Consider the following 23095-nt stretch of genomic DNA (forward strand, 5'->3'; position numbering starts at 1 on the left):
TGTGGACAAGGGTGTGGATTTAGCGGGTCCAGTCGTGTTTTGCCGACCTGATCAGGCGGTCTTTCAGTTCTCGGGTGTGCCGGCGGCTTACCGGGAGCTCGACGCCGTCGACCGCTACCACGTAGCCGGAGTTGGTCAGGCGCAGCTCGGAGATCAGGCGGATCTGCACCAGGTAGGACCGGTGGATGCGGACGAAACCGGCGTCCGCCCAGCGCTCGGCCAGCGTGGCCAGCGACACCCGGACCAGGTGGGAGGCGTCCGAGGTGTGCAGCCGGGCGTAGTCGCCCTGGGCCTCCACCCAGCGCACCGACGAGCGGGGCAGCATCCGGGTGGTGCCGGCCAGCTCGACCGGGATGGCCGGTTCGTCCCCGGGAGCGGTTGGCGCGGGGGTCGCGGTCAGGCGGGAGCCGGCCACCCGGCGTAGTGACTCGCCCAGCCGTTCGGCGCGCACCGGCTTGCGGACGTAGTCGGTCACCCCGAGGTCGAAGGCGTCCACCGCGCCGTCGTCGTACGCCGTCACGAAGACGATGGCCGGCGGGCGGGCGAACCGGCGCAGGATGCGGGCCAACTCCATGCCGTCCAGGCCGGGCATCCGGATGTCCAGGAAGACCGCGTCGACCTCGGTGTCGCGCAGCACCCGCAGCGCCTCGGTGGCGTCGCCGGCCCGGTGCACGTGCGCGACCCGCCCGTCCGCGTTGAGCAGATAGGCCAGCTCGTCCAGGGCGGGTGGCTCGTCGTCCACGGCCAGCACGACAAGCGTCACGCGCGTACCCCCGGATGGAATTTCGGCACTCGCATGCTCACCTTCGTTCCCGCGCCGGGCGCGGTCTCCACCACCAGGCCGAAGCGATCGCCGAAGACCGACCGCAGACGCTCGTCCACATTGGTCAGGCCGACGTGCTGGCCGTCGTCGTTCTCCGCGAGGCCGGGGGCGAACACCGCCGGATCCATCCCGACACCGTCGTCCTCGACCGTGATGTGGCACTCGGCGCCCGCATCACGAGCTTCGATGCTCACCATACCGACGCCGGGCTTTCGGGACAGGCCGTGCCGGACCGCGTTCTCCACCAGCGGTTGCAGGCACAGGAAGGGCAGGCCGACCGGCAGCACCTCGGGGGCGATCTGCAGGCGTACCTGCAGGCGGTCGCCGAACCGGGCCCGCTCGATGGTGAGGTAGCGGTCGATCGAGCGCAGTTCCTCGGCGAGCGTGGTGAAGTCGCCGTGCGCCCGGAACGAGTACCGGGTGAACTCGGCGAACTCGAGGATCAGTTCGCGGGCGCGTTCCGGGTCGGTGCGCACGAACGAGGCGATCGCGGTCAGCGCGTTGTAGATGAAGTGCGGGCTGATCTGCGCCCGCAGCGCCCGCACCTCGGCCCGGGCCAGCCGTTCCCGGGACGAATCGAGCTCGGCCAGCGCGATCTGCGAGCCGGCCCAGCGCGCCGCCTCGCCGGTGGCCTGCACCAGCCCGGGGGCGGGCTGGGCGTCGGCCACCGCGACCAGGGCGGCGGTGGCCCGGCCGTCCGGACCGGACAGGGGCGCCACCACGGCCCCGCGGACCACGCAGTCGACCCGGTCGCAGGGCAGGTCGGCGGGGGCCAGCACGACCGAGCGGTGGGTGGTCAGGGCGCGCTGGGCGGCGGCCGTGAACTGTTCCCGGTGGTGGCTGCCGCGCCCGTCGAAGGCCAGGCAGTGTTCGCCGTCGTCGACGGCCAGGCCGACCGCGCCGACCAGGGCCCGCAGGTGCCGGGCCGCCTTGCCGGCGCTGGCCGGGGTGAGGCCGCCGCGCAGTGGCTCGGCCGCGAGGGCGGCGGTGTGCAGCACGTCGTAGGTCGCTCGCTGCATGGCGGTGGCGATGCCGCGGCGTGCCCGCAACCGCACCACGGCGACCACCGCGGCGGCCAGCGCGGCGATCACCGCAACCACCGCGAGAGCGCTCCCCACCTGTCCCATCACGCGACAGATGTTATGGCCCGGAAACACGGCCATAACTTGTTGGCAGGGAGCCAATTGGGATTACCAGGCGGTAACAATTTTTAACAGCATAGAGATGCCTCGATACAACGAGGTCACAGCAACACCCACACCCTGGGGAGAGCTAGATGTCCACACCCGTCCGGCGAAGCAGGACTAACGCCCTGATCGCCATGTTCGCCATGATCCTCGCGTTCGTGGCGGCACCCACCGCTCCCGCTCTGGCCGCGAACCCGTACGAGCGTGGCCCCGCCCCGACGACCGCCAGCATCGAAGCCACCACCGGCTACTTTGCGACCACCAAGCTCACCGTGGCCAAGTCCAGCGTCACCGGCTTCGGCGGGGGCACCATCTACTACCCGACCAGCACCACGGCCGGCACGTTCGGCGCGATCGCCATCGTGCCGGGCTTCACCAACGTGCAGTCGGCGGTCGCCTGGCTCGGCCCGCGCATCGCGTCACAGGGCTTCGTCGTGTTCATCATCGACACGAACAGCACCCTCGACCAGCCCGACTCGCGCGGCACGCAGCTGCTGGCCGCGCTCGACTACCTCACCAAGACCAGCACGGTGAAGAGCCGCATCGACGCGGCCCGGCTCGGCGTCATGGGTTACTCGATGGGTGGCGGTGGCGCTCTCTCGGCCACCCGGACCCGGACGACCCTGAAGGCCAGCGTGCCGATGGCGCCGTACCACGGCACCAAGTCCTGGTCGACGGTGAAGACGCCGACCCTGATCATCGCCGGCGAGAACGACACCACCGCGCCGCCGTCGTCGCACGCGTCGCCGTTCTACAACAGCCTGCCCACCACCACCGACCGGGCGTACCTGCTGCTCAACAACGCCACCCACAGCGCGCCGACCTCGGCCAACGTGACCATCGCCAAGTACAGCATCTCCTGGCTCAAGCGGTTCATCGACGACGACACCCGCTACGACCAGTTCCTCTGCCCCAACCCGTCCGGCACCGCGATCCAGGAGTGGCGCAGCAACTGCCCTTACTCCTGACCTCGCAACCCCTCGGTAAGCAGATCCAGCAGGCGTGAGGCAAGTTCTCGCTGACGTTCCTCGGCGGCGATCAACGCGATCCCGCCGAGGGACATCAAAAGATCATCAGGAGCAATTCCCGGCCGTACGGCCTGATCGCTCGCCAGCAGCAAGGCCTCCCGGGTGGGAAAGCGGATTGCTTCTGTGCACACGCCAGGCGTACGCCGTGGGGTGGCTTCCTATGCTCTTGATCCGGTCAAAGCCGCCAGGCTTTGGTCAGTAAGCGCCCTTGCGCTTGAGGACCACCCAGATCGTGCGCCAGAGGATGCCCAGGTCGTAGGTGAGTGACCAGTTGTCTACGTAGTAGAGGTCTAGCCGGACCGCCTCGTCCCAGGACAGGTCGGAGCGGCCGGACACCTGCCAGAGGCCGGTCATGCCGGGTCGCACCAGCAGCCGGCGTCGCACGTCGCCCAGGTAGTCGCCGTCGTCGGCCGGCAGCGGCCGCGGGCCGACCAGCGACATCTCGCCCTTCAGCACGTTGATCAGCTGGGGCAGCTCGTCCATCGAGCTGGCCCGCAGCTTCTGCCCGAAGGAGAAGATCCGCGGATCCACCTTCATCTTGAACATCATGCCGTCGGACTCGTTGAGCTCCTCGAGGGTGGCCTTGCGCTCCTCGGCGTCCACGTACATGGTCCGGAACTTCCACACCCGGAAGGTGCGGCCCTCATGGCCGACCCGGGGCTGCCGGAAGAAGACCGGGCCGCGGTCGGAGAGCTTGATGCCGAGCGCGATGAACGCCAGGAACGGGCTGAGCACCAGCAGGCCGAGGCCGGCCGCTACCCGGTCGAGCAGGTTCTTGGCCAGCCAGCCGGGGCCGGAGAGGGTGGGTTCCTCGACGTGCAGCAGCGGCAGGCCCTCGATCGGGCGGATGTGCACCCGGGGGCCGGCGATGTCGGTGAGCTGCGGCGCGACCACCAGGTCGACGCCGGTGCCCTCGAGCTGCCAGGCCAGCCGGCGCAGCTCGCCCGGCTCGGCGCTGGCCGAGCCGCAGACCGCGATGGTGTCCGCGCCCACCTCGCGCACCAGCGACAACAGGTCGCGGGTGGCGTAGACCGGGACCGGGGTCTCGATGCCGCGGGCGGCCGCGTAGCCGTCGGTCAGGTGGATCGCGACCGGGATCAGCCCGGCCGCCGGTGAGCGGGTGACCGCCGTGTAGACCTCGAGCGCCTCGGGCAGCGTGCCGACCAGGATCATCCGGTGCGCGCCGTGGCCGGTGCGCCGGCGGGTCACGTGCAGCACCTGCCGGGCGGCGACCCGGTCGAACAGCAGGAACGCGAGAGCGCTCACCGACACCATGGCGACCGTGCCGCGGGACAGCCCGGTCTTGGTGGCGAACGCGAGCAGCGAGACGGCGGCCACCACGGTGACCGACGTGCGCACGATCCGCTTGTATTCCTCGCTGCCCAGGCCCAGGTAACGGCGGTCGTAGGTGCCGTTGGCCCAGAGCAGGATCAGCCAGCCGAGCGGCAGCACGACGTAGGCGAAGACCGAGAACAGGTCGGCGTCGTGCAGGAACCACAGGCTCTTCCCGGTGAAGCCGGACTTGGACTTCTCCAGCAGGGTCGACGCCAGGAAACTGGCCAGCAACACGGCCAGAAGATCAAGAATGACCAGGGCCAACGTGTACGGCCGGTGCCAGCGGGACAGGCGCTTGTGCGTCCGGTTCCAGGCCGATCGGGGTACGCCGTTGCTCGGCGGCTGATCCTGCTGCCACTCGAAGCTGTCGTACGGCACGGGTTTGCTCCGGCTGCTGTCGGTAACCGGGCGACGCAGGCTGGTAGTCACGTCGCCTACGTCCTCCCGCATCCGGAAAAGATTACGCACCGCCACGAGATCTCGGGTCTCGACCCCGCGCGGCTTGCCTGGGACCGGGCCACTATACCGATGGAACGCGTGGAAGGGAGTGGACGTTGCGCACCCTGTACCGGGCCGAGTGGCTTGTGCACGCAGCGTAACGAGAGAGCGCTATCGAATCAGCTTGGAAAGGCGCCGGTCGGCCAGCGGTTTGCCACCGGTCTGGCACGTAGCGCAATACTGCAGACTCTTGTCGGCGAACGAAACTTCACGGACCGTATCCCCGCAGATCGGGCAGGGCAGACCGGTACGAGCGTGCACCCGCATCCCGGCCCGCTTCTCCCCCTTGAGCGTGGCGGCCTTCTGTCCGACCGAACGGGCCACCGCGTCGGTCTCCACCTCGCGCATCGCCCGGTAGAGCTCGCCCATCTGTTCGTCGGTGAGTTTCCCGGTGAGCGCGAACGGCGACATCTTGGCCACGTGCAGGATCTCGTCCGAGTACGCGTTGCCGATGCCGGCCAACACCTCCTGGTCGACCAGCACGCCCTTGATCTGCCCGTTGCGCGACCGGATGCGCTCGGCGAACTCGTTTTCCGAGACGGCCAGCGCGTCCGGCCCGAGCCGGGCCACGCCGGGCACCTCGGCCGGGTCCCGCACCAGGTAGGCGGCCAGCGACTTCTGGGTGCCGGCCTCGGTCAGGTCGAAGCCGGAGCCGTCGTCGAGCCGCATCCGCAGCGCGATCGGCCCACTGCCCGGCTTGAGCGGCGCCGGCGACTTGAACGCGTCGCGGTAGTGCAGCCAGCCGGCGCGGGCCAGGTGCACGACCAGGTGCAGGTCGTCGCCGAGCCCTAGATCGAGGAATTTGCCGTGCCGCCCGGCGTCGCGGATCTTCATCCCGGCGACGGCCGAGGCCGGCGGATCGTAGGTCTTCAGCGCGCTGAACGAGGACACCTCGAGGCGCTCCACGGTGTGGCCGACGGCCCGCTCGCGAAGGTAGGCCGCGAGCGCCTCGACCTCAGGAAGTTCGGGCACGGTGTCAACGGTAGCGTTTCTCGGCATGAAGGTCGTGGTTGCGCACAACCGGTACCGGGAGGCGATCCCCTCCGGGGAGAACGTCATCGTGGACACCGAGATCGCCCAGCTGCGGGCGGCCGGGGTCGAGGTGCTGCCGTTCCAGCGCAGCTCCGACTCGATCGGCGAGCTCCCGGCCGTGCAGAAGGCGCTGCTGCCGATCTCCCCGATCTACGGCGGCCCGGCCCAGCGTGACCTGGCCAGACTGCTGGCCGACGAGCGCCCGGACGTGCTGCACCTGCACAACCCGTACCCCCTGTTGTCGCCCTGGGTTATTCGCACCGCGCACGCCCACGGCGTGCCGGTGATGCAGACCGTGCACAACTACCGCCAGGTCTGCTCCTCCGGGCTGTATTTCCGGGACGGCCACAACTGCCAGGACTGTCGCGGCAAGGTCGTCGGCTGGCCGGCGGTGAAGCACAGGTGCTACCGCGGTTCGGCCGCGCAGAGCGCTCTGATGGCCACCACCCTGGCCGTGCACCGGCCCACCTGGCGGTCGGTGGAGACGTATGTTGCGCTCACCGACCAGATCGCCGCCCACCTGCGCGACTACGGCATCCCCGCCGACCGCATCGTGGTGAAGCCGAACGCTTATCCCGATCCGGGTGCGCCGGACCCGATCGGCGAGGGTTTCCTCTACGGCGGCCGGCTCTCCCCCGAGAAGGGCCTGGAGCTCCTGCTGGACGCCTGGCTGCGGCACCCCGACGGCTCGCTGGGCCCGCTGCGGATCGCCGGCGACGGCGAGCTACGCCCGCTCGCCGAGAAGGCCGCGGCGTCCCGCTCCGACGTCACCTACCTGGGCATCCTCGATCGCGCCCAGATGGCGGCGGAGCGGCGCGCGGCGGCGGTCGTGGTGGCCGTGCCGACCTGGAACGACGTGCTGCCCACGGTGATCCTGGAGGCGATGGCCGACGGCCGCCCGGTCCTGGGCACTGCGGTCGGCGGCCTGCCGTACCTGATCGGGGAAGAGGCCGGCTGGCTGGTCCAGCCCGACCCGGCGGCTCTGGCCGCCGCCCTGCCGGTGGCCCGCGACGAGGCCCCCGGCCTGGCCAAGCCGGCCCGAGCCCGCTACCTGCGGGAATTCCATCCCGACGTGCTGACGGCTCGCTTGGTCGACATCTACCGCGAAATAGCCAGCCGTACGCCGAGGTAGCCCGATCATCGATGGCTCCAGGCCGTCCGGGTGACTGCGGTCACCCACCGGTGGTCGTTGGGTTCGTGTCGCGGTCGGTCCTTCCAGGGCTGGTGGCTGTCCGCACACCAGCTCTGTACCGGCCCGCATGGAGTACCCATGTCGTACGACCCCTATCGGCCGCCGCACAAGCGCGCCAGTAACCAACCGCCGTTCGTCAGCGGTCAGCTGTACGGAAACGTGCGAACACCGCAGGTCCCGATCATTCCGGGTACCCAGCACCTGCCCGAACCCACTCCGGTGCCGCCACCGCCGGCCGCCACCCGTCCGCGCTGGCCGTACGTGCTGCTCGCGGCGGCCGTCCTCTTCCTGGCCGGCGGAGTCTGGACCGGGTACAGCAAGAATCTGATCCTCAAGGATTCGGGGATCAAGGCGTGTGAGGCGTTCCGGGACGGCACGAAGGTCGACGGGGCGCCCATCGACACCAAGGCCGACGGCAAGATGACAAGTGCGCAATATCTGCAACTGCGGAAGATCTTCAAAGGCTCGCGGTACGACGATATCGAGCAGGCCGGGACCAGGTTGATGGACGTGCTGTGGCAGGTCACGCAGCTGGGCGAGAACCCCGGCCTGGAGGCGCTGCCGTTCGTCGGTCAGATGACGGACGCCCTGACGAGCATGCAGGGAGCCTGCGCCAACCACGACATCGTCATCAAAATCGCGAAGCACTGAACAATGCTCGGGCCCGGGACGGGCGGATCGCGCGTGGGCGACGCTGCCGTGGTGGCCGCGGTTGCGGTCCGGAGAGTGGGCCGGCGGCCAGCAGGACGGCGCCGAGTTCGCGCAACTGCGACTTCATGAAAAATCTCCCCCGTAGAAGATCAACGGGGCCACGATAGCCGTACTCGGTGAAGTGCAATGCCCCAAACGGGATGATCGCCCGGCCGGTGTGGACGCGTACGGTGCCTCCAGCACGTCCACATGGGAGTTCGGAGGCGTTGGTGCGGGCACGGAAATTCGTCATCGTGGGGGCCGCGCTCGTTGCGCTGGCCGGTTGCAGCAGCACCAGTACCAGTAGCAGCGGAAACGGCGCCGTCCCCATCGCGGCGACGCCGCAGGCGCCCGATCCGATCGAGGCGTCGGTGGCCGCGTCGAAGCGGGCCGAGGCAGCGGGGGACGTCGATTCCTATGTCGCCGCGATCAAGGCGATCGACCCGAAGCTGGTCAAGGATCAGGTCTCCGCGGTCGACATGGGCAAGGGCATCTGCCAGGAGGCGGCCCAGGGCAAGACCGACGCCCAGGTCGCGACGGATGTCGCCCTGAATTTCAGTGTCGACCAGGCGGCGGCGCTCAAGGTCGTGACCGCCACCAAGACGGCCCTGTGCCCGGGTAAGCGGTAGCTCAGGGCCGCAGCGCCGCCCGGGCCGAGAAGATCACGCTGGCCGCCAGGAAGGCCGCGTTGACCAGCGTGAACAGGCCGATGAACCAGATCGTCCACTGAGGGGCCACGATCAGCACCAGGCCGGCCAGGGCGATCACGGCGCCGTAGTCGCGGACCAGCTTGACCAGCCGGATCGGCATCGACCGGCTGGTCACCATGCTGGCGGCCTGCTCACCGCCCTGCATCACCGAGGTGACCAGGTTGACCATCCAGGTGCCGGCGAACGCGGCCAGCAACCAGGCCGGGGTGTCGCTCACCTGCGCCTGGGCGGTGGCGGCCAGGGCCGAGACCAGGGAGATCTGCACGGCCACGTCGCAGAGCACGTCGAGGCGGCCGCCGGCCAGCGAGGTCTGCCCGGTCACCCGGGCCAACTGACCGTCGGCGCAGTCGAACGCGTACGCCAACTGCCAACCGATCAGCGCCAGCAGGCCGATCGGCCAGGCCCACACCCGGCCCTCGGCCACCGGGGTGGCCGCCGCGATCACCACGAACGAGACCAGGCAGCCCAGGCCGAGGTTGAAGACGGTCAGGACGGTCGGCGCGATGCCGCGCTTCCGCGCGATGACCGCGATCCGGGCGCCGACGTGCTGGCTCACGGCCTCGCTGAAGAGGCCACCGCCCCGGTTGACCGCGTAGTACTCGGCGGCACCGGGGACGGAATCAGCGGTCTGCGACGGCTTCGACATATTCGGCCAGCTTTCGGCGTATCTCGTCCGGGCTCATGGCCAGGTGCTCCAGGATGGTGTAGCGGTCGGGGCGGGTGCGCGGAGCGAACTCGACCGCCTCGACGAACTGGTCGGCGTCCAGGTCGACGTCGGCGGGCACCCGCGGCAGCTGGTGCCGGGCCAGGCAATCGGCCATCTGCGCGAAGCGACGTTCGTCGCCGCGCAGGAACGTGCAGAACAGCGCGCCCAGCCCGGCCAGCTCGCCGTGCGAGGCGGTGCCGGGGAAGAGCGAGTCGACGGCGTGCATGATCTCGTGACAGCCGCCCGAGGACGGGCGGCTGCTGCCGCAGACCGCCATGGCCAGGCCGCTGGAGATCAAAGCCTCGGCGAGTACGGTGACGAAGGCGTCATCGGACATATCGCCCGGCATGGTGAGCACCGCCTCGGCGCCCATCCGGGACAGCGAGGCGGCCAGGCCGTCGACCGGCTCGCCGCGCACCTCGCGGGCCAGCTCCCAGTCGGCCAGCGCGCTGATGTTGCTGATCACATCGCCGATGCCGCCGCGGTTGACCCGCTCCGGGCCGTTCTCGACGAAGTCCAGGTCGACGATCACGCCGAACGGGATGTGCACCCCGTACGAGCCCTTGATGCCGTCGTGGATGAGGCTCGCCACCGGGGAGGCGATGCCGTCGTTGCCGAGGCTGGTGGCCACCGAGATCATCGGCAGGCCCCAGCGGTTGGCCGCGTACTTCGCGGTGTCGACCGTGGTGCCGCCGCCGATGCCGACGACCGCGTCGTACCGGCGGGCCCGGAGCTTGCCGGAGAGCTCCAGCGCGGCGTCCAGGGTGCCGCCGGTGGTGGTGTAGACGTCGGCCGAGCCGAGCGTCGGGCGGATCAGGTTAACCACGCGTTCACCCAGACCAGGTCCGACCACAACCGCGACGTCCCCGCCGGCCGAGATCCGGCCGTCGGCCAGGATGCGGCCCAGATCGGCCACCGCACCCCGGCGTACGTCGATGTGCAGCGGCGTCTGGATGCTGCGGGCTAGTAGTGGCATGCGATGTCCCGAGCCTTGGCCAGATCTTCGTGGTTGTCGACCTCGACCCAGCTGACCTCGCCGATCGTGGCCGCACGCACCTCGCCGCCGCGGTTCGCGTACTCCTGGAAGCCGTCCTCGTAGTAGAGGTTCGGGTCGCGCTCGAAGGTCGTCTTGAGCGCGTCGGCCAGCGCGGAGGCGGCCGAGGCCTCGATGATGTTGGCGCCGATGTACTCGCCGAACGCCTCGGCCGGATCCATCAGCTTCGTGATTTTGGCGAGCTGGCCATCTGCGCGGAAGACGGTCTTCATCTCCTCGTCAGCCAACTTCTTCAGATTGTCGATGGCAAGCAGGATGCTCGGTCCACGATTCTCCAGGAGGGTCTGCTCGACGCTTACCGGATGCACGGTGTCGCCATTGACCATCAACGCGCCCTGCGCGAAGTGGTCACGGGCGAGCCAGAGGGAATAGGCGTTGTTCCACTCCTCGGCCTTGTCGTTGTGCACAAGGCTGATTTTGACGCCGTACTTCTCCTGGAACGCGGACACCCGCTCCTCGACGGCGCCGGCGCAGTAGCCGACCACGATCGTGACGTCCGTGAGTCCGGCCGCGGCCAGATTGCGCAGCGAGATATCCATGATCGTCGTGTCGCCGTCCACCGGGACGAGCGCCTTGGGCAGCGTGTCCGTGTACGGGCGAAGCCGACGGCCGGCTCCGGCCGCGAGTACGAGTCCGATCATGGGGTCTTGTCTCCTGTCGAGGGGCGTGCAGCACTAGCCCCGCGAGGATAACGGCCGCTGTCTCATTGGCCGGACCGCACGAGGCAAAAGAAAATCCTATAGAGGCTGCTCGTAAGCTGGAAACCATGACCGCTGAGCAGCTGATCTCTTTCGCCCGTGGCGCTCCGTCGCTGGACATCATCGACGTTGAGGGTCTCAAGGCCGCCGCCGCGCGCGCCTTCGACGCCGACCCGGCCGGCATTACCGCTTACGGCACGTCCGTCGGTTATGTCCCGCTCCGCAAGTGGATCGCGGAGAAGCACGGGGTCTCGGCCGACCAGGTCATCGTGACGAACGGGTCGCTTCAGGCCGACGCGTTCCTCTTCAACCACCTCGTGCAGCCGGGCGACACCGTGGTCGTGGAGAAGCCGACCTATGACCGCACCCTGCTCAGCCTGCAGAACCTCGGCGCCAAGGTGCACCAGGTCACGCTGCAGGAGGACGGCATCGACGTGGCCGAGCTGCGCGCGCTGCTCGAATCGGGTGTCCGCCCCAAGCTCGCCCACATCATCCCGAACTACCAGAACCCGGCCGGCATCACGCTGTCCGCGCAGAAGCGGCGTGACCTGCTCGCGCTCGCCGCCGAGTACGGCTTCACCATCTTCGAGGACGACCCGTACGTGGACATCCGGTTCCGCGGCGACGCCCTGCCCTCGATGCTGTCGCTGGACTCGGACAACGTCGTGGTGCACGCCTCCAGCTTCACCAAGACGGTGTGCCCGGGCGTCCGGGTGGGTTACCTGGTCGGGCCGGCCGCGCTGATCGACGCGATCGCCAAGAAGGCCACCAACCTGTACATCTCGCCCGGCATGGTGTCTGAGGCGATCGTGCACCAGTTCTGTGTTTCCGGCGACATCGACCGCTCGATCCAGACGGTCAGCGCCGCGCTCGCCGAGCGGGCCACGGTTCTCGCCGACTCGCTGCGTAAGCACATCCCCGGCGCGGTCTTCACCGAGCCGGACGGCGGTTACTTCCTCTGGGTCGACCTGCCCAGCGACGTCGACGTCGACAAGCTGTTCCCGGCCGCGATGAAGAAGGGTGTGGCTATCGTCAAGGGGACGGACTTCCTGCTCGACGGCGGGAAGAGTTCGGTTCGCCTGGCGTTCTCCGCGGTCACCGTCGACCAGATCGACGAGGGCGTCCGCCGTCTGGCCGAGGCGATCGAAGAGGTACGCGCCTAAGGTTTTCGAGGCGCCGGGCGGGGCATCGATCCCGTCCGGCGCAAGCTTCGTGGTGAGCTAGCCTGCTCCCCGTCGTGCGGTGTGTGGGGAGGTCAGCATGAGCGAGCGTGAAAACGGAACGTGGAGCCGGACCAGGCCGTTGTCGCGAGCCCTGGCCGCCCCGGTGCGGGCCATGAACCGCTTCCTCGGCACCACCGACGGCCACCCCGACGCCGGCCCGCGAGCGCACGGCAGCGCGGTGGTCGACTGCGGGGTGTACGCGGCGGGCGTGCGCCTGCCCGGCGATTTCAGCCCCGACGAGGCGTTGCAGCTCGCCTGCTCCCGCGACGACGCCTTCGTCTGGCTGGGCCTGCACGAGCCGGACGAGGACGAGATGGCCGCGATCGCCCGCACCTACGGCCTGCACGAGCTGGCGGTGGAGGACGCGGTCAAGGCCGAGCAGCGCCCCAAGCTGGAGAACTTCGGCTCGGTGCACTTCCTGGTCATGCGCACCGCGCGGTACGTGCCGCACGGCGAGCTGACCGAGAACTCGCAGGTCGTCGAGACCGGCCAGATGATGATCTTCGTGGGTGAGCAGTTCGTCATCACCGTGCGCCACGGCGACGCGTCCGAGCTGGGCTCGGTGCGCACCGACCTGCAGACCGAGCGGGCCGCCCTGCTGGAGCAGGGTCCGTGGGCGGTGGCCTACGCGGTGACCGACCGGGTGGTCGACCAATACCTTCTGGTCGCCGACCAGGTCGAGGCCGACCTGGACATCATCGAGGAGGGCGTCTTCACCCGCGGTGCGGGCAGCCCGATTCAGGCGATCTACCAGATGAAGCGGGAACTCGTGGAGTTCCGCCGCGCGGTCGTGCCGTTGCAGCGGCCGCTGGCCACCATCGTGGCGATCGTGCCGAAGCGGATCGGCAAGTACTTCCGCGACGTGCAGGACCACCTGACCCGGACGGTCGAGCAGGTCTCCTCCTACGACGACCTGCTCAACTCGATCCTGCAGGCCCGGCTCGCGCAGGTCACGGTCGATCAGAACAACGACATGCGCAAGATCGCGGCGTGGGCGGCCATCGCCACGGTCTGGACCGCGGGCGCCGGCGTGTACGGCATGAACTTCAAGCACATGCCCGAATTGGACTGGTTGTACAGCTACCCGGCGTGGTGGGCGATCATCCTCGGCGTCTCGGTTCTGCTGTACCGCGCGCTGCGCCGCAACGGCTGGCTGTGAGGGCTGCCCCCAGCACATCGACGCGGACCCCTAAGGTGACAGGGTGCCGTCGCGTCAGGACCAGCTGCATTCGTACCAGTACTCGCTTCAGCGGGTGGTGGCCGCGCTGGTCACGCACGACCCCGATCCGTCCCGGTCGCCGCTGCGCCGGGCCGGCACAACCGCGCTGGTAAGCCTGCTGATCGCGAGTCTCGCGGTGGTCGGCGCCACGATCTACGGCGTCCTCACCGGACAGAGCAACGTGAACCCGAAAGACGCGAGCGTGGTGTTCCAGGAGAAGGGTTCCGGCGCCCGCTACGTCTACCTGAAGTCCGACGACAAGCTGCACCCGGTGCTCAACTACACGTCCGGCCTGCTGCTGGCCGAGGGGGAGACCCCCAAGCTGAAGAGCATCGCGGCCGACAAACTGGCCACCGTGGGGCTCGGTCCCACGCTCGGCATCCCGGAGGCCCCCGACTCGCTGCCGGACGCCGACGCGCTGCTCACCGAGCGCTGGTCGATCTGCACCGACAACAAGGGCGAGGAGGGCCGGCCGCGCAGCACCCTGCTGATCGGCGACAAGCTCACCGACGGCACGACCGGCACCGGCGAGGCGCTGCTCGTCCGCGACCCGGACGGCCAGAACTTCATGATCTACAACAACCGCCGGTTCTTCGTCCCGGCCGACCGGCTGACCGCGACCAAGCGCATCCTCAACTGGGGTGCGCAGGAGTCCTGGCAGGTCTCGACGGCCTGGCTCAACGCCGTGCCGCGCGGCGTCGACCTGCTTCCGCCGCCGATCCCCAACTCGGGTGACGATTCGGTGGTCGGCGACCTCAAGGTGGGCCGGCTGGTGACCGGGCCGGACAAGCAGGTCGCGATCATCCTGGCCGACGGCGCGGCCGACCTGACCCCGATGCAGGGCAAGTTGATGCAGGTCGCCGGGGCCGGGGCGCCGATCGACCTGGGCAACGACTTCCTCACCATGCCGGCCTCGAAGACCAGGCTCAGCGACACCAACGACCCGAACGGGCTGCCCGCCGAGGTGCCCAAGCTGCGCGACGCGAACCCCAGCCAGGTGTGCATAACGCTGCCGGCCGACCCCAAGTCGGGCGACGGCATCCGGATCGATCCGACCGTGCCGGCCGGGTTCGCGGTCGACTCCAACGGCGCCGCGCCGGGCACGGTGCTCGCCGACTTCGTGCACGTGGCCCGGGGCAAGGGCGTGGTGGCCGAGGGCGTCGCCTCGGCGACCGCACCGGCCGGCAGCGGGACGGTGAGCGTCGTCACCGACACCGGGCGCATCTACCCGCTGGCCAGCCGCGAACTGCTGACCAAGCTGGGGTACGCCGGGGTCAAGCCGCGGCAGGTCCCGTCCGAGCTGATCTCGCTGCTCCCGCAGGGCGCGTCCCTCGACCCGGCGAAGGCCGGCCAGAGCCAGTCTTAAAACACGACGCCAGTCCTAGGAACACGACGATGGGCGGGCCGCCTCGCGGCGCCCGCCCTGTCGTGCAAAAACCTGTTTTACCGGGGGCTTTGCTGAGCCGGGTCCGTCACGGTGCCGTTCGGCGTGGTGTACGCCGAGGGCTCGCCCGGTTCGAACGCGGCGTCGTCGGCCCCGCCAACCTGCGAGGCCGGGTCGTATTCATCCCACTGGGCGGCCTTGCGGCGCTTCGCCGCGTACGCCGCGCCGACACCGACTGCGGTGCCGAGCAGCGCGAAGCCCAGCAGACGTGACTTGCTCCGGCCCTGCTTGCGGCCGATCGCCTTGTTGGCCCGCTTCTGCAGCTTCTGCGCGTTGCGCTTGTTCTGCTTGGCGGTCTTCTTGGCCTGCCGCTTGCTCACCTTGCCGGCCTGCCGGACGTTGTCCGTCGCGGCGCTGACCAGCGGTGTGAGCGTGGCGAGAGCGCTGTCCCAGCCGCTCGACGCCGCGCCCTTGGCCTTGGCGGCGGCCGGCTGAACCCGGTCGACCGCGGCGGCGAAGGTCGGGCCGACGGTCGCGCTGGTCTCCTGAGCCGCGATCGATGCCGCGCGCTTGAAGTGATCAACGCTCTGCCCGAGCTCGGTCTTCATCCGCCGGCTACGGCGCTTGCGGCGCATAGTTGCGAACACCAGTGCCCACCTCCCTGTGGTTCTCTCCCACGTCATGGTGCCCTCTATCGGTACCCCGTCGCTGCCGGATCAGACACATGGGGGAGGATCCGAATTGCAAGAGAACTGTCCCATCGCCCCTTAGAGGTACCGGGGGACGACCGCGACAACGACAGGAGTACCCGTGGCTGAGACTCTTTACGCCACCCTGCACACCAACCACGGCCCGATCCGGCTCCAGCTGTTCCCGGACCACGCCCCGGCGACCGTGCGCAACTTCGTGGAGCTCGCGGACGGCAGCAAGGAGTACACCGACCCGCGCACCCGTCAGGCCGGCAGCGGCCCGTACTACGACGGCACGATCTCGCACCGGGTCATCGCCGGCTTCATGATCCAGCTCGGTGACCCGACCGGCACCGGGACCGGCGGTCCGGGCTACAAGTTCGCCGACGAGTTCCACCCGGGGCTGAGCTTCGACCGTCCGTACCTGCTGGCCATGGCGAACGCGGGCCCGGGCACCAACGGCTCGCAGTTCTTCATCACGGTCGCGCCGACCCCGCACCTCAACCGCCGGCACACCATCTTCGGCCAGGTTGCCGACGAGGCGTCCGCGAAGGTCGTGGACTCGATCGCGAACACCAAGACCGGCCCGGGCGACCGGCCGGTCGAGGACGTCGTGATCGAGCGCGTGGAAATCGAGCGCGTGCAGGACTGACGTACCTTTGTACGCATGAGTGAGGCTCCCTCGACGGCACCGGTCTGCTATCGCCATTCGTCGCGGGAGACCTACATCCAGTGCACCCGCTGTGACCGGCCGATCTGCCCCGAGTGCATGCACGAGGCGTCGGTCGGCCACCAGTGCCCGGAATGCGTGGCCGAGGGCCGGAAGACAACGCGGCCGGCGCGGACCGCCTTTGGTGGGACCCACGCCGGCCGAGCGGGCTATGCGACACGCACCCTGGTCGGCATCAACGTGGCCGTGATGGTCCTCTCGGCGCTCCTGGGCGGGGCCAAGGCGATCGCCGGCTCCGGCGGCTGGTTCGGCCTCGGTGGCGCCCAGACCTCGGTGACCCGGTGGGGTGAGGTTCTCGGTTACGCGCCCTATGTGATGAACGGCGAGGTCCACGGGGTCGCGGCCGGCGAGTGGTGGCGGCTGTTCACCGCGATGTTCCTGCACTACGGCGTGCTGCACCTGCTGCTCAACATGATGTTGCTGTGGCAGCTGGGCCGCTATCTCGAGGCGCAGCTGGGCCCGATCCGGTTCACCGCGCTCTACGTGCTGGCCGGTCTCGGCGGCAACGTCGCGGCGTACGTCTTCACCCCGCAGAACCAACCGGCGGCGGGCGCCTCCACCGCGGTGTTCGGCCTGGTCGCGGCGATGTTCATCGTCAACAAGCGGCTCAAGCTGGACGTCACCGCGCTGATCCCGCTGCTGGTGATCAACCTGCTCTTCACCTTCACCGTGCCGAACATCTCGGTGGCCGGCCACCTCGGCGGGCTCATCGGGGGCGGTGCGGTGGCGGCGGTGCTGGCCTACGCTCCGGCCACCCGACGGGCTCAGGTCCAGGCGATCGGCTGCGCGGTGATCTTCCTGGTGCTATTGATCGGGGCTGTGGTGCGTACTCAAGCGTTGCTCGCTTGAGCCCGGGGCGATCCGCAGGTCGGCCAGGACGGCGGCCACGTCCTCCGGCAGGGCGCCCAGGTCGTTCGCGCTGAACAGGTAGATGGCGTCACCGGCGTCCAGCTCCAGGGTCTCGCTGCGCAGGCCTCGGTGGGTGCGGCGGTCCACCCGTACCCTCTCGATGGCCGACCAGGGCAGCTGCCGGCGGCGGGCAAAGCCCGCCACGACTGTCACTCCGTCGGGGTCCGCCGCGAGGCGGACCGGCGCCAAAAGATCTCGAGTCGCCCAGACGAGTACGCCGGTCGCCGCCACCCCGGCGATCGCCCACCGGATCGGGTCGTTGCCGCCGAAAGCGGCTGCCAGCACCACGATCGCGACCGCGACCATCAGCTTGGTGACCGGCAGGACCGGCCTGATACGCCACTGCATGCGACCACTATGCCGGTGAAACTTTTGTAATTCGACATTCATCTCGTAGTGGCCGATGCTTCCCGGCCCGGGCGCCCGTTGAACGCCACATGGACGTGTTCTCGCGTACGTTCCTCCCGGCCGCCGCCGAAGCCGGCGTGGGCATCCCGACTGTCAGCCGGCACATGCCGATTTTTCGCCGCTGCGTCGACCCGGACGACAAGACCGTGCTGGTCAGCCGCTGTTATCGGCCGGACGCGCCGATGTCCGGCGAATTCATGATGGTGCTGACCTACCGGCGGCTCGTCGTCACCCAGGAGACGATGGTCTTCCATCGGTTGCGGCTGCATCTCAATGCCAACCTTCGACATCTGAGCAACGTCAGCTGGAACCCGGATGTCGCCCACTCCGCCGTCGAGATGGCGGCGACGGCGGTGGACGGGGTCCGCGAGCGTTTCCGGATGCGGCTCGCCGAGCCGGACGCGGTGTGGCACTGCAACTCGCTGCTGGAGCACGTGTTCCGGCCGACTCGCGCGATCGCTGCTTGAAGTTCCTCACCAGAGGAACTCGGCGATCCGGGTGCGGAGGCCGGCCGCGTCCAGGCCGTGCGCCCGGGCGTGGTCCTGCCAGCTGCCGTACCGGCGGACCTCGGCGCGACCGACGCCCAGGTGCAGCACCCGGTGCGGGATGCCGTTGAGCGCCTCGGCGACCTGCCGGGCCGACGTGCCGGCCAGGTAGGGCTCGACCAGGACGAGCTCGCCCTCGGCCATCAGGCGCAGTCCCTCGGCGTCCAGCGGCCGCGGCGTGTTGGTGTAGGCGACCGTGACGTCCAGGTCGCGGGTCGCCTCCAGCACCGGATCGAGCATCGGGCCGACCGCCACCACCAGCGGGCCGCCCTGGCGGATCACCCGCAGCCGGCCACCGTCCGGGTAGGCCTGGCTGTTCTCCTGCTCGCTGAGCCGCACGTAGACCCGGTCGTCGTGCCCGGCCGCGGCCCGCAGCAGGGCGGCCACCTCACCGGCGTGCCCCGGCACGTGCACGGTCCAGCCGTCGAGCGTGTCCAGCAGCTCCACGTCGCCCGGCGACTGGTGGGTGTAGCCCTCGGCCGAGCCGTCGTAGGAGGCGCCGATGCTGACCAGCACCGCGCCCACGTCCTGGTGGCCCAGGTCCAGCTTGATCTGCTCGTACGCGCGGTCGACCAGGAACGGCGCGTAGGAGTGCACGAACGGCCGTAGCCCGGTCAGCGCCAGCCCGCCGGCCACGCTGGTCATCAGCTGCTCGCGGATCCCGACGTTCAGCACCCGCTCGGGGTGTCGGCGCATCGCCGGGGCGAACGCGTCGGCGGAGATATCGGCCAGCACCACCGCGGTCCGCGGGTCGGCGGCCAGCAGCTCGGTGGTGGTGTCGACGAAGGTCTGCCGCATCATCGGTTGCTCCACTTCGGTTCGACCGCGGCCAGGACCAGGTTGGGCCGGTCGTGGTGGGGCTTGACCAGGGCGTACTCGATCTGCTCGCGATCCCGGCCGTCGACCAGCGCGGCGTCCCATCCGGGGAAGCGGGCGGCGATGCCGCCGGGCCAACCATGGGTGGCCGACTGGTTGTCGATCACGATGGCGGTGAGCGGAAGGCGGATCGCCGCGGCGTACGCGATGGCCTCGTGGTTTGATCCTTCGTCCAGCTCGGCGTCGCCGACCAGGACGAACGTGCGGGCCTGCTCGCCCTGGGCGCGCAGGCCGAGGGCTACGCCCACGGCGAGGCCCAGGCCATGGCCGAGAGATCCGGTGCCGACTTCCACCCCAGGGATGCGTACGCGGTCCGGGTGATGACCGAGTGGGCTGTCCCAGCCGCCCAGGTCATCGAGCCACTCGGCCGGGAAGAAACCCTTGGCGGCGAGTACGGCGTAGTAGGCGGCCGGGCCGTGGCCCTTGGAGAGCAGGAAGCGGTCGCGGTCCGGGGCGTCGGCGGTCTCCGGGGTGATCCGCAGGACCCGGTCGTAGAGCACCCAGAGCACGTCGAGCGTCGAGTGCGAACTGGCGTCGTGCTTCTCGTCACCCGTCAGCCGGCGGATCAGCGGCCGGAGCGGGTCGGCAGGCGGTGCGGTGACTGTCATGACGATAGGCTGCAACTTGAAGTTCACTTCAACTCAAGGGCTTGGCATGGAGACGCTCCCGATCGGGGACTTCGCGGCGCGCAGCGGGGTGGCCCCGTCGGCCCTGCGCTACTACGAGCGCGAGGGCCTGATCCGGTCCACCCGAACCGGCGGTAACCAGCGGCGATACCTGCGTTCGGAGCTGCGGCGGGTGGCCTTCATCAAGATCGCGCAGCAGGTCGGGGTGTCCCTTGAGGAGATTCGCGACGCACTCGCCGAACTGCCGGAGAACCGCACGCCGACCAAGGCCGATTGGGCGCGGTTGTCGGCGCACTGGCGGCGCAAGCTGGAGGAGCGCATCTCCATCATGGAGCGACTGCGTGATCAGCTGACCGGTTGTATCGGATGCGGGTGCCTGTCGCTGCAGCGATGCAGCCTGATCAACCCGGCGGATCGGCTCGCGGCGCGGGGTTCGGGGCCGCAGATGATCATTAATCCGCCGTCGTGACTTCTTCGTCGTGACTTCTCCGTAGCGACGATCCGGTGTCGGCTCGTCTGTTCGGATGATCAACTTCGCCTTTTCCTCGCCGTACGCTGCGCGGGTGTTGAAAGCGTTTCTTGCCGTTGCCGTTGCTCTTGGTGGAACGGCCGCGGTTCTGCCCGCGCCGGCCGTCTCCGCCGCCACTCCGAAGGCCAGCTCCTCGAAGGTGCTGCCGATCGGGGCCTTCAACGAGATCGTCGCGGACGGTGCGCACAAGCACCTGTTCATCAGCGACCGGACCGACGGGAAACTGCTGGTCACCGACTATGCCGGGGCCACCGTGGCGCTGCTCGACGTGCCTTCCTCAGCGGGCTTGCTCGTCAACGGCGACCGGCTTTACGTGGCCGCGCCGGCCTCCTCGGCGATCATCGCCTACGACACCGCGACGCTGGCGCCGGTGACTTCGTATCTGCTGGACGGGAAGCCGGACCGGCTCGCCTATGCGGGCGGCAAGATCTGGTTCTCGTACGGCGCCGGGGACCTGGGATCTCTTAACCTGGCCGCCTCTGAAGCCGTGTACTTCACCAGCGAGAACGGGAACTGGTCGAGCATTTCCGACCTGTCCGGTAACAACAGCCGCCTGGTGATCGCCGGCTCCGGGGAGGTGGCGGTTGCTGACGTCACCGGCGAGACGCCCGACGTGCTTGTCGAGAAGGCGGTCGCCGGCCAGAAGGTCCGCACCGCGCTGACGCCGGACGGCACCGGCGTGTTGGTGCAGCCCTCCGGCTTCTCGGTGCTGCCGACCGTTCAGCTCCGCACCTCGGACCTGACCGAGACCGCCAGCTACGACGTCGGCTCGCTGCCCAAGGGAGTGGCGGCCACCGCCGACGGGACGGTCGTGATCGGCGACCCGTATGGCCCGGACCCGTCCGGCATCGACTACTTCCCGGTCGGCGGCACTGTGCGCCGGGTGGGTCTCTACAACGGCTTCTATGGTGGGGATCAGCTCGCCGGGTTCGCCCTCGAGCCGGGCGGCAGCCGGGCGTTCGGCGTCGTGGAGAACCTGGTCGGCACGCCGGTGATCTCGCTGCAGGTCTTCGACCAGCCGGCCAAGACGACCCTGACGGGCTCGATCACGATCGAGTCGAATCCGCTCCTGGTCAATGCCAGCTTCGTGGTGGAGGTCGGTTTCTCGACCGTGGCCGCTATCGGGCGCCCGGTGGAGATCATCCGCTCGGACGGCGTGCGGGTCGGACCGACGACGGTCCCGGACGGCGTCTTCTCCTTCACCGACAAGGCGCCGGCCACCGCCGGGACGCTGAGCTACCGGCTCACCATCCCCGCGGACGCCGACATCAACGCCTTCACGGCGACCGCGACCTCCAGCGTGATCACCGGTTACCCGACGACGCTGACGCTGACCCCCAAGGGCACGACCTACAACTTCGGTACGACGGTCACCTTCACGGCGCACCTGGGCAGCACCTACACCAACCGGACGGTCTCTCTTTACGCTGCCTCTTTTGACCAGGGCAAGCGCCTGCTGGTGACCAAGAAGGTCGACGCCAAGGGCAACGTGACCGCGCCGCTCCGGCTGACCCGCAACACCGTGGTGAGCGCCGTGTTCACCGGCGACACCTGGTTCAAGCCGGCCTCGGTCGCGGTCACCGTCTACACCCGGGCCAGCGTGTCCACCGCAGTGACGAAGTACTACAAGAAGAGCGGCTCGACGTACATCTTCCACAAGAAGAGCAACCCGGTGCTGACCACCACGATGACGTCTTCAGCTAAACGGAAGCAGTACCTGACGGTCGAGTACTACTCGGGCGGCAAGTGGCGGGTCGCCAAGGCCGGTTACTTCGGCATGTCGGTGACCTTCAACGGCACCCACAAGGTCGGCGTGAAGTACCGGGTGCGGGCCGCCTACATCTCCGGCAAGTCGGGCGACACGATCAACGCCACGACGTACGGCGCCTACCGCTACTTCACCTTCACCAAGTAGCCACTCACCAGGGCAGAACCCCGGCTTCGTCCTGGAAGGTCCCGGTCGGTCCGGTCGAATCAAGAGTCGCCAGGCGTACGACCTGGCGGGCGCTCTCCTCGACCGGCCGGCCGATCCCGAAGGCGGCGGTCATGTCGGTGGCGGTGGGGCCCGGCTCGAGGGCGTTGAACTTGATGCCCGGCTGAGCCTTGGCGTACTGCACGGTCAGCATGGTGGCCGCCGCCTTCGACGCCGAGTACAGGGCGAGCGGCAGACCGAACTCCACCCGCTCCGGGTTGTTCACCGCCCAGAACGAGCCGGCGCTGCTCGAAACGGTGACCACGTTGGGGTTGGCCGATTTGCGCAGCAAGGGCAGGGCCGCCTCGGTGACTCGCACGATGCCCACCGCGTTCGTGTCGAACGATCGCAGCGCGGCCGGGCCGTCCAGCCCGGTCTCCAGAATGCCGGCGTTGTGCACCAGCACGTCGAGCCGTCCCTCGGCGGCGTCGATCGTGGCCAGCGCGCCGCTGACCGAGTCGTCGTCGGTCACGTCGAGCTGTACGAACCGCACCCCGAGCTCGGCGGCGGCCTTCTCGCCCCGCTCGGGGTCGCGCGCGCCGATGTAGACGTCGTGGCCCAGCTCGCGGAGCTGCCGGGCGGTCTCGAAACCGATGCCCTTGTTGGCCCCGGTGATCAGCGTGACGGTCATTCCGATCCTCGTTTCGCTTGTTGCAGGTTGGCGACGAGCTGCTCGCGGCTCTGCCCGTAGACGTGGTGCTGCCAGGTGGGGGTGCCGGGACCGCTCCGCCAGGATTCGTGCAGCGGGCTGTGGTCGACGGTGTCGAACCCGAACTGGTCGTAGAGCCGGGTGACCAGCTCGACGGCCTCCGGGTAGTCACTCGACACTGCCAGCGCCAGGCGGTCGGGCGTGCCGGCCGGCCGAGCCAGCTGAAACAGCCGCGGAGCCTGGATGTGGGTGAAGGCTTTGGCGATCTTCGACGTGGGGAGCTGCTCCTGCCGCAGCTCGTGCTCCGTTTTCCGGCCTTCGTCGATCACCGCAAAGTTGCCGTCGCGCCAGGCCATGTAGTTGTTGGTGTCCAGCACGACCTT

The 23095-nt window shown here is 69.1% G+C and carries 26 protein-coding genes; 12 read left to right on the top strand and 14 right to left on the bottom strand.

Features of this window, described 5'->3' with window-relative positions:
- Positions 1–19: 19 nt before the first annotated feature.
- On the bottom strand, positions 20–763 hold the full coding sequence (locus Ate02nite_RS38640) for a LytR/AlgR family response regulator transcription factor (RefSeq protein WP_203812872.1): 744 nt from the start codon (positions 761–763) through the stop codon (positions 20–22).
- Entirely contained in the window at positions 760–1950 is a 1191-nt protein-coding gene (locus tag Ate02nite_RS38645; RefSeq protein ID WP_438871321.1) for a sensor histidine kinase, read from the bottom strand. Before Ate02nite_RS38645 ends, Ate02nite_RS38640 begins: the two co-directional genes overlap by 4 nt.
- Positions 1951–2099: 149 nt before the next feature.
- On the opposite strand from Ate02nite_RS38645, the gene Ate02nite_RS38650 reads away from it, so the two are divergent.
- Complete coding sequence (locus Ate02nite_RS38650; protein WP_203812874.1) at positions 2100–2978, top strand: dienelactone hydrolase family protein; 879 nt, start codon at positions 2100–2102, stop codon at positions 2976–2978.
- Here the strand turns inward: Ate02nite_RS38650 and Ate02nite_RS49895 are convergent.
- The 3 genes from Ate02nite_RS49895 to Ate02nite_RS38660 form a co-directional block, all read right to left on the bottom strand.
- A complete protein-coding gene (locus Ate02nite_RS49895; RefSeq protein WP_354263823.1) occupies positions 2969–3169 on the bottom strand; it encodes an SbtR family transcriptional regulator in 201 nt (66 codons plus the stop codon). The genes Ate02nite_RS38650 and Ate02nite_RS49895 overlap by 10 nt on opposite strands.
- A gap of 64 nt (positions 3170–3233) precedes the next feature.
- Positions 3234–4823 (bottom strand): sugar transferase, encoded by a 1590-nt coding sequence (locus Ate02nite_RS38655; RefSeq protein WP_203812875.1) that lies wholly within the window; start codon positions 4821–4823, stop codon positions 3234–3236.
- 159 nt (positions 4824–4982) lie between these two features.
- Complete coding sequence (locus Ate02nite_RS38660) at positions 4983–5843, bottom strand: Fpg/Nei family DNA glycosylase (RefSeq protein ID WP_203812876.1); 861 nt, start codon at positions 5841–5843, stop codon at positions 4983–4985.
- A 25-nt stretch (positions 5844–5868) separates the two neighbouring features.
- Here Ate02nite_RS38660 and Ate02nite_RS38665 point away from each other — a divergent pair, with 25 nt between their 5' ends.
- The 3 genes from Ate02nite_RS38665 (at position 5869) to Ate02nite_RS38675 (ending at position 8414) form a co-directional block, all read left to right on the top strand.
- Positions 5869–7035, top strand: a complete 1167-nt coding sequence (locus tag Ate02nite_RS38665) for a glycosyltransferase family 4 protein (RefSeq protein ID WP_203812877.1) — start codon at positions 5869–5871, stop codon at positions 7033–7035.
- Positions 7036–7173: 138 nt separating this feature from the next.
- Complete coding sequence (locus Ate02nite_RS38670; RefSeq protein WP_203812878.1) at positions 7174–7746, top strand: hypothetical protein; 573 nt, start codon at positions 7174–7176, stop codon at positions 7744–7746.
- A 269-nt stretch (positions 7747–8015) separates the two neighbouring features.
- The gene (locus Ate02nite_RS38675; RefSeq protein WP_203812879.1) at positions 8016–8414 is read left to right on the top strand and encodes a DUF732 domain-containing protein; all 399 of its coding nucleotides are present in this window, start codon (positions 8016–8018) and stop codon (positions 8412–8414) included.
- Between the two features lies 1 nt (position 8415).
- Here the strand turns inward: Ate02nite_RS38675 and Ate02nite_RS38680 are convergent, their stop codons facing one another.
- Genes Ate02nite_RS38680 through Ate02nite_RS38690 form a run of 3 tightly spaced genes read right to left on the bottom strand, consistent with a single transcriptional unit; the run spans position 8416 to position 10896 of the window.
- Entirely contained in the window at positions 8416–9141 is a 726-nt protein-coding gene (locus Ate02nite_RS38680; protein ID WP_203812880.1) for a CDP-alcohol phosphatidyltransferase family protein, read from the bottom strand.
- Positions 9116–10177, bottom strand: coding sequence for an iron-containing alcohol dehydrogenase family protein (locus tag Ate02nite_RS38685; protein WP_203812881.1), 1062 nt, complete (start codon positions 10175–10177; stop codon positions 9116–9118). The genes Ate02nite_RS38680 and Ate02nite_RS38685 overlap by 26 nt, the downstream gene beginning before the upstream one ends.
- The gene (locus Ate02nite_RS38690) at positions 10165–10896 is read right to left on the bottom strand and encodes a phosphocholine cytidylyltransferase family protein (protein WP_203812882.1); all 732 of its coding nucleotides are present in this window, start codon (positions 10894–10896) and stop codon (positions 10165–10167) included. Before Ate02nite_RS38690 ends, Ate02nite_RS38685 begins: the two co-directional genes overlap by 13 nt.
- Before the next feature lie 125 nt (positions 10897–11021).
- On the opposite strand from Ate02nite_RS38690, the gene Ate02nite_RS38695 reads away from it, so the two are divergent.
- From Ate02nite_RS38695 to eccB, 3 genes are all read left to right on the top strand, one after another.
- On the top strand, positions 11022–12116 hold the full coding sequence (locus Ate02nite_RS38695; protein ID WP_203812883.1) for an aminotransferase-like domain-containing protein: 1095 nt from the start codon (positions 11022–11024) through the stop codon (positions 12114–12116).
- Between the two features lie 97 nt (positions 12117–12213).
- On the top strand, positions 12214–13335 hold the full coding sequence (locus Ate02nite_RS38700; protein WP_203812884.1) for a magnesium and cobalt transport protein CorA: 1122 nt from the start codon (positions 12214–12216) through the stop codon (positions 13333–13335).
- Between the two features lie 43 nt (positions 13336–13378).
- Positions 13379–14761, top strand: a complete 1383-nt coding sequence (gene eccB, locus Ate02nite_RS38705) for a type VII secretion protein EccB (protein ID WP_203812885.1) — start codon at positions 13379–13381, stop codon at positions 14759–14761.
- A 77-nt stretch (positions 14762–14838) separates the two neighbouring features.
- On the opposite strand, the gene Ate02nite_RS38710 is transcribed toward eccB, so the two are convergent.
- Positions 14839–15426, bottom strand: coding sequence for a hypothetical protein (locus tag Ate02nite_RS38710; RefSeq protein ID WP_239148019.1), 588 nt, complete (start codon positions 15424–15426; stop codon positions 14839–14841).
- 163 nt (positions 15427–15589) lie between these two features.
- Here Ate02nite_RS38710 and Ate02nite_RS38715 point away from each other — a divergent pair, with 163 nt between their 5' ends.
- A complete protein-coding gene (locus tag Ate02nite_RS38715; RefSeq protein WP_203812886.1) occupies positions 15590–16120 on the top strand; it encodes a peptidylprolyl isomerase in 531 nt (176 codons plus the stop codon).
- Positions 16121–16135: 15 nt separating this feature from the next.
- The gene (locus Ate02nite_RS38720) at positions 16136–17047 is read left to right on the top strand and encodes a rhomboid family intramembrane serine protease (RefSeq protein WP_203812887.1); all 912 of its coding nucleotides are present in this window, start codon (positions 16136–16138) and stop codon (positions 17045–17047) included.
- Here the strand turns inward: Ate02nite_RS38720 and Ate02nite_RS38725 are convergent.
- On the bottom strand, positions 17003–17455 hold the full coding sequence (locus Ate02nite_RS38725) for a PH domain-containing protein (RefSeq protein WP_203812888.1): 453 nt from the start codon (positions 17453–17455) through the stop codon (positions 17003–17005). The genes Ate02nite_RS38720 and Ate02nite_RS38725 overlap by 45 nt on opposite strands.
- A gap of 89 nt (positions 17456–17544) precedes the next feature.
- Between Ate02nite_RS38725 and Ate02nite_RS38730 the strand changes: the two genes are divergently transcribed.
- A complete protein-coding gene (locus Ate02nite_RS38730) occupies positions 17545–17982 on the top strand; it encodes a hypothetical protein (protein ID WP_203812889.1) in 438 nt (145 codons plus the stop codon).
- Positions 17983–17988: 6 nt separating this feature from the next.
- On the opposite strand, the gene Ate02nite_RS38735 is transcribed toward Ate02nite_RS38730, so the two are convergent.
- Together Ate02nite_RS38735 and Ate02nite_RS38740 are read right to left on the bottom strand one after the other, a co-directional pair.
- The gene (locus Ate02nite_RS38735; RefSeq protein WP_203813092.1) at positions 17989–18858 is read right to left on the bottom strand and encodes a transketolase family protein; all 870 of its coding nucleotides are present in this window, start codon (positions 18856–18858) and stop codon (positions 17989–17991) included.
- Positions 18858–19544, bottom strand: a complete 687-nt coding sequence (locus tag Ate02nite_RS38740; protein WP_203812890.1) for a thiamine pyrophosphate-binding protein — start codon at positions 19542–19544, stop codon at positions 18858–18860. Before Ate02nite_RS38740 ends, Ate02nite_RS38735 begins: the two co-directional genes overlap by 1 nt.
- Before the next feature lie 46 nt (positions 19545–19590).
- Here Ate02nite_RS38740 and soxR point away from each other — a divergent pair, with 46 nt between their 5' ends.
- The gene (gene soxR / locus Ate02nite_RS38745) at positions 19591–20031 is read left to right on the top strand and encodes a redox-sensitive transcriptional activator SoxR (protein WP_203813093.1); all 441 of its coding nucleotides are present in this window, start codon (positions 19591–19593) and stop codon (positions 20029–20031) included.
- Positions 20032–20125: 94 nt separating this feature from the next.
- Positions 20126–22006 (top strand): hypothetical protein, encoded by a 1881-nt coding sequence (locus Ate02nite_RS38750; protein WP_203812891.1) that lies wholly within the window; start codon positions 20126–20128, stop codon positions 22004–22006.
- 4 nt (positions 22007–22010) lie between these two features.
- On the opposite strand, the gene Ate02nite_RS38755 is transcribed toward Ate02nite_RS38750, so the two are convergent.
- Both Ate02nite_RS38755 and Ate02nite_RS38760 read right to left on the bottom strand, forming a co-directional pair.
- Positions 22011–22694 carry an SDR family NAD(P)-dependent oxidoreductase gene (locus tag Ate02nite_RS38755; protein WP_203812892.1) on the bottom strand — a complete coding sequence of 228 codons (684 nt, stop codon included), beginning with the start codon at positions 22692–22694 and terminating at the stop codon, positions 22011–22013.
- Positions 22691–23089, bottom strand: a complete 399-nt coding sequence (locus Ate02nite_RS38760) for an NADPH-dependent F420 reductase (RefSeq protein WP_239148020.1) — start codon at positions 23087–23089, stop codon at positions 22691–22693. Before Ate02nite_RS38760 ends, Ate02nite_RS38755 begins: the two co-directional genes overlap by 4 nt.
- Positions 23090–23095: the final 6 nt, after the last annotated feature.

It is taken from the genome of Paractinoplanes tereljensis (assembly GCF_016862435.1).
Lineage (GTDB): Bacteria > Actinomycetota > Actinomycetes > Mycobacteriales > Micromonosporaceae > Actinoplanes > Actinoplanes tereljensis.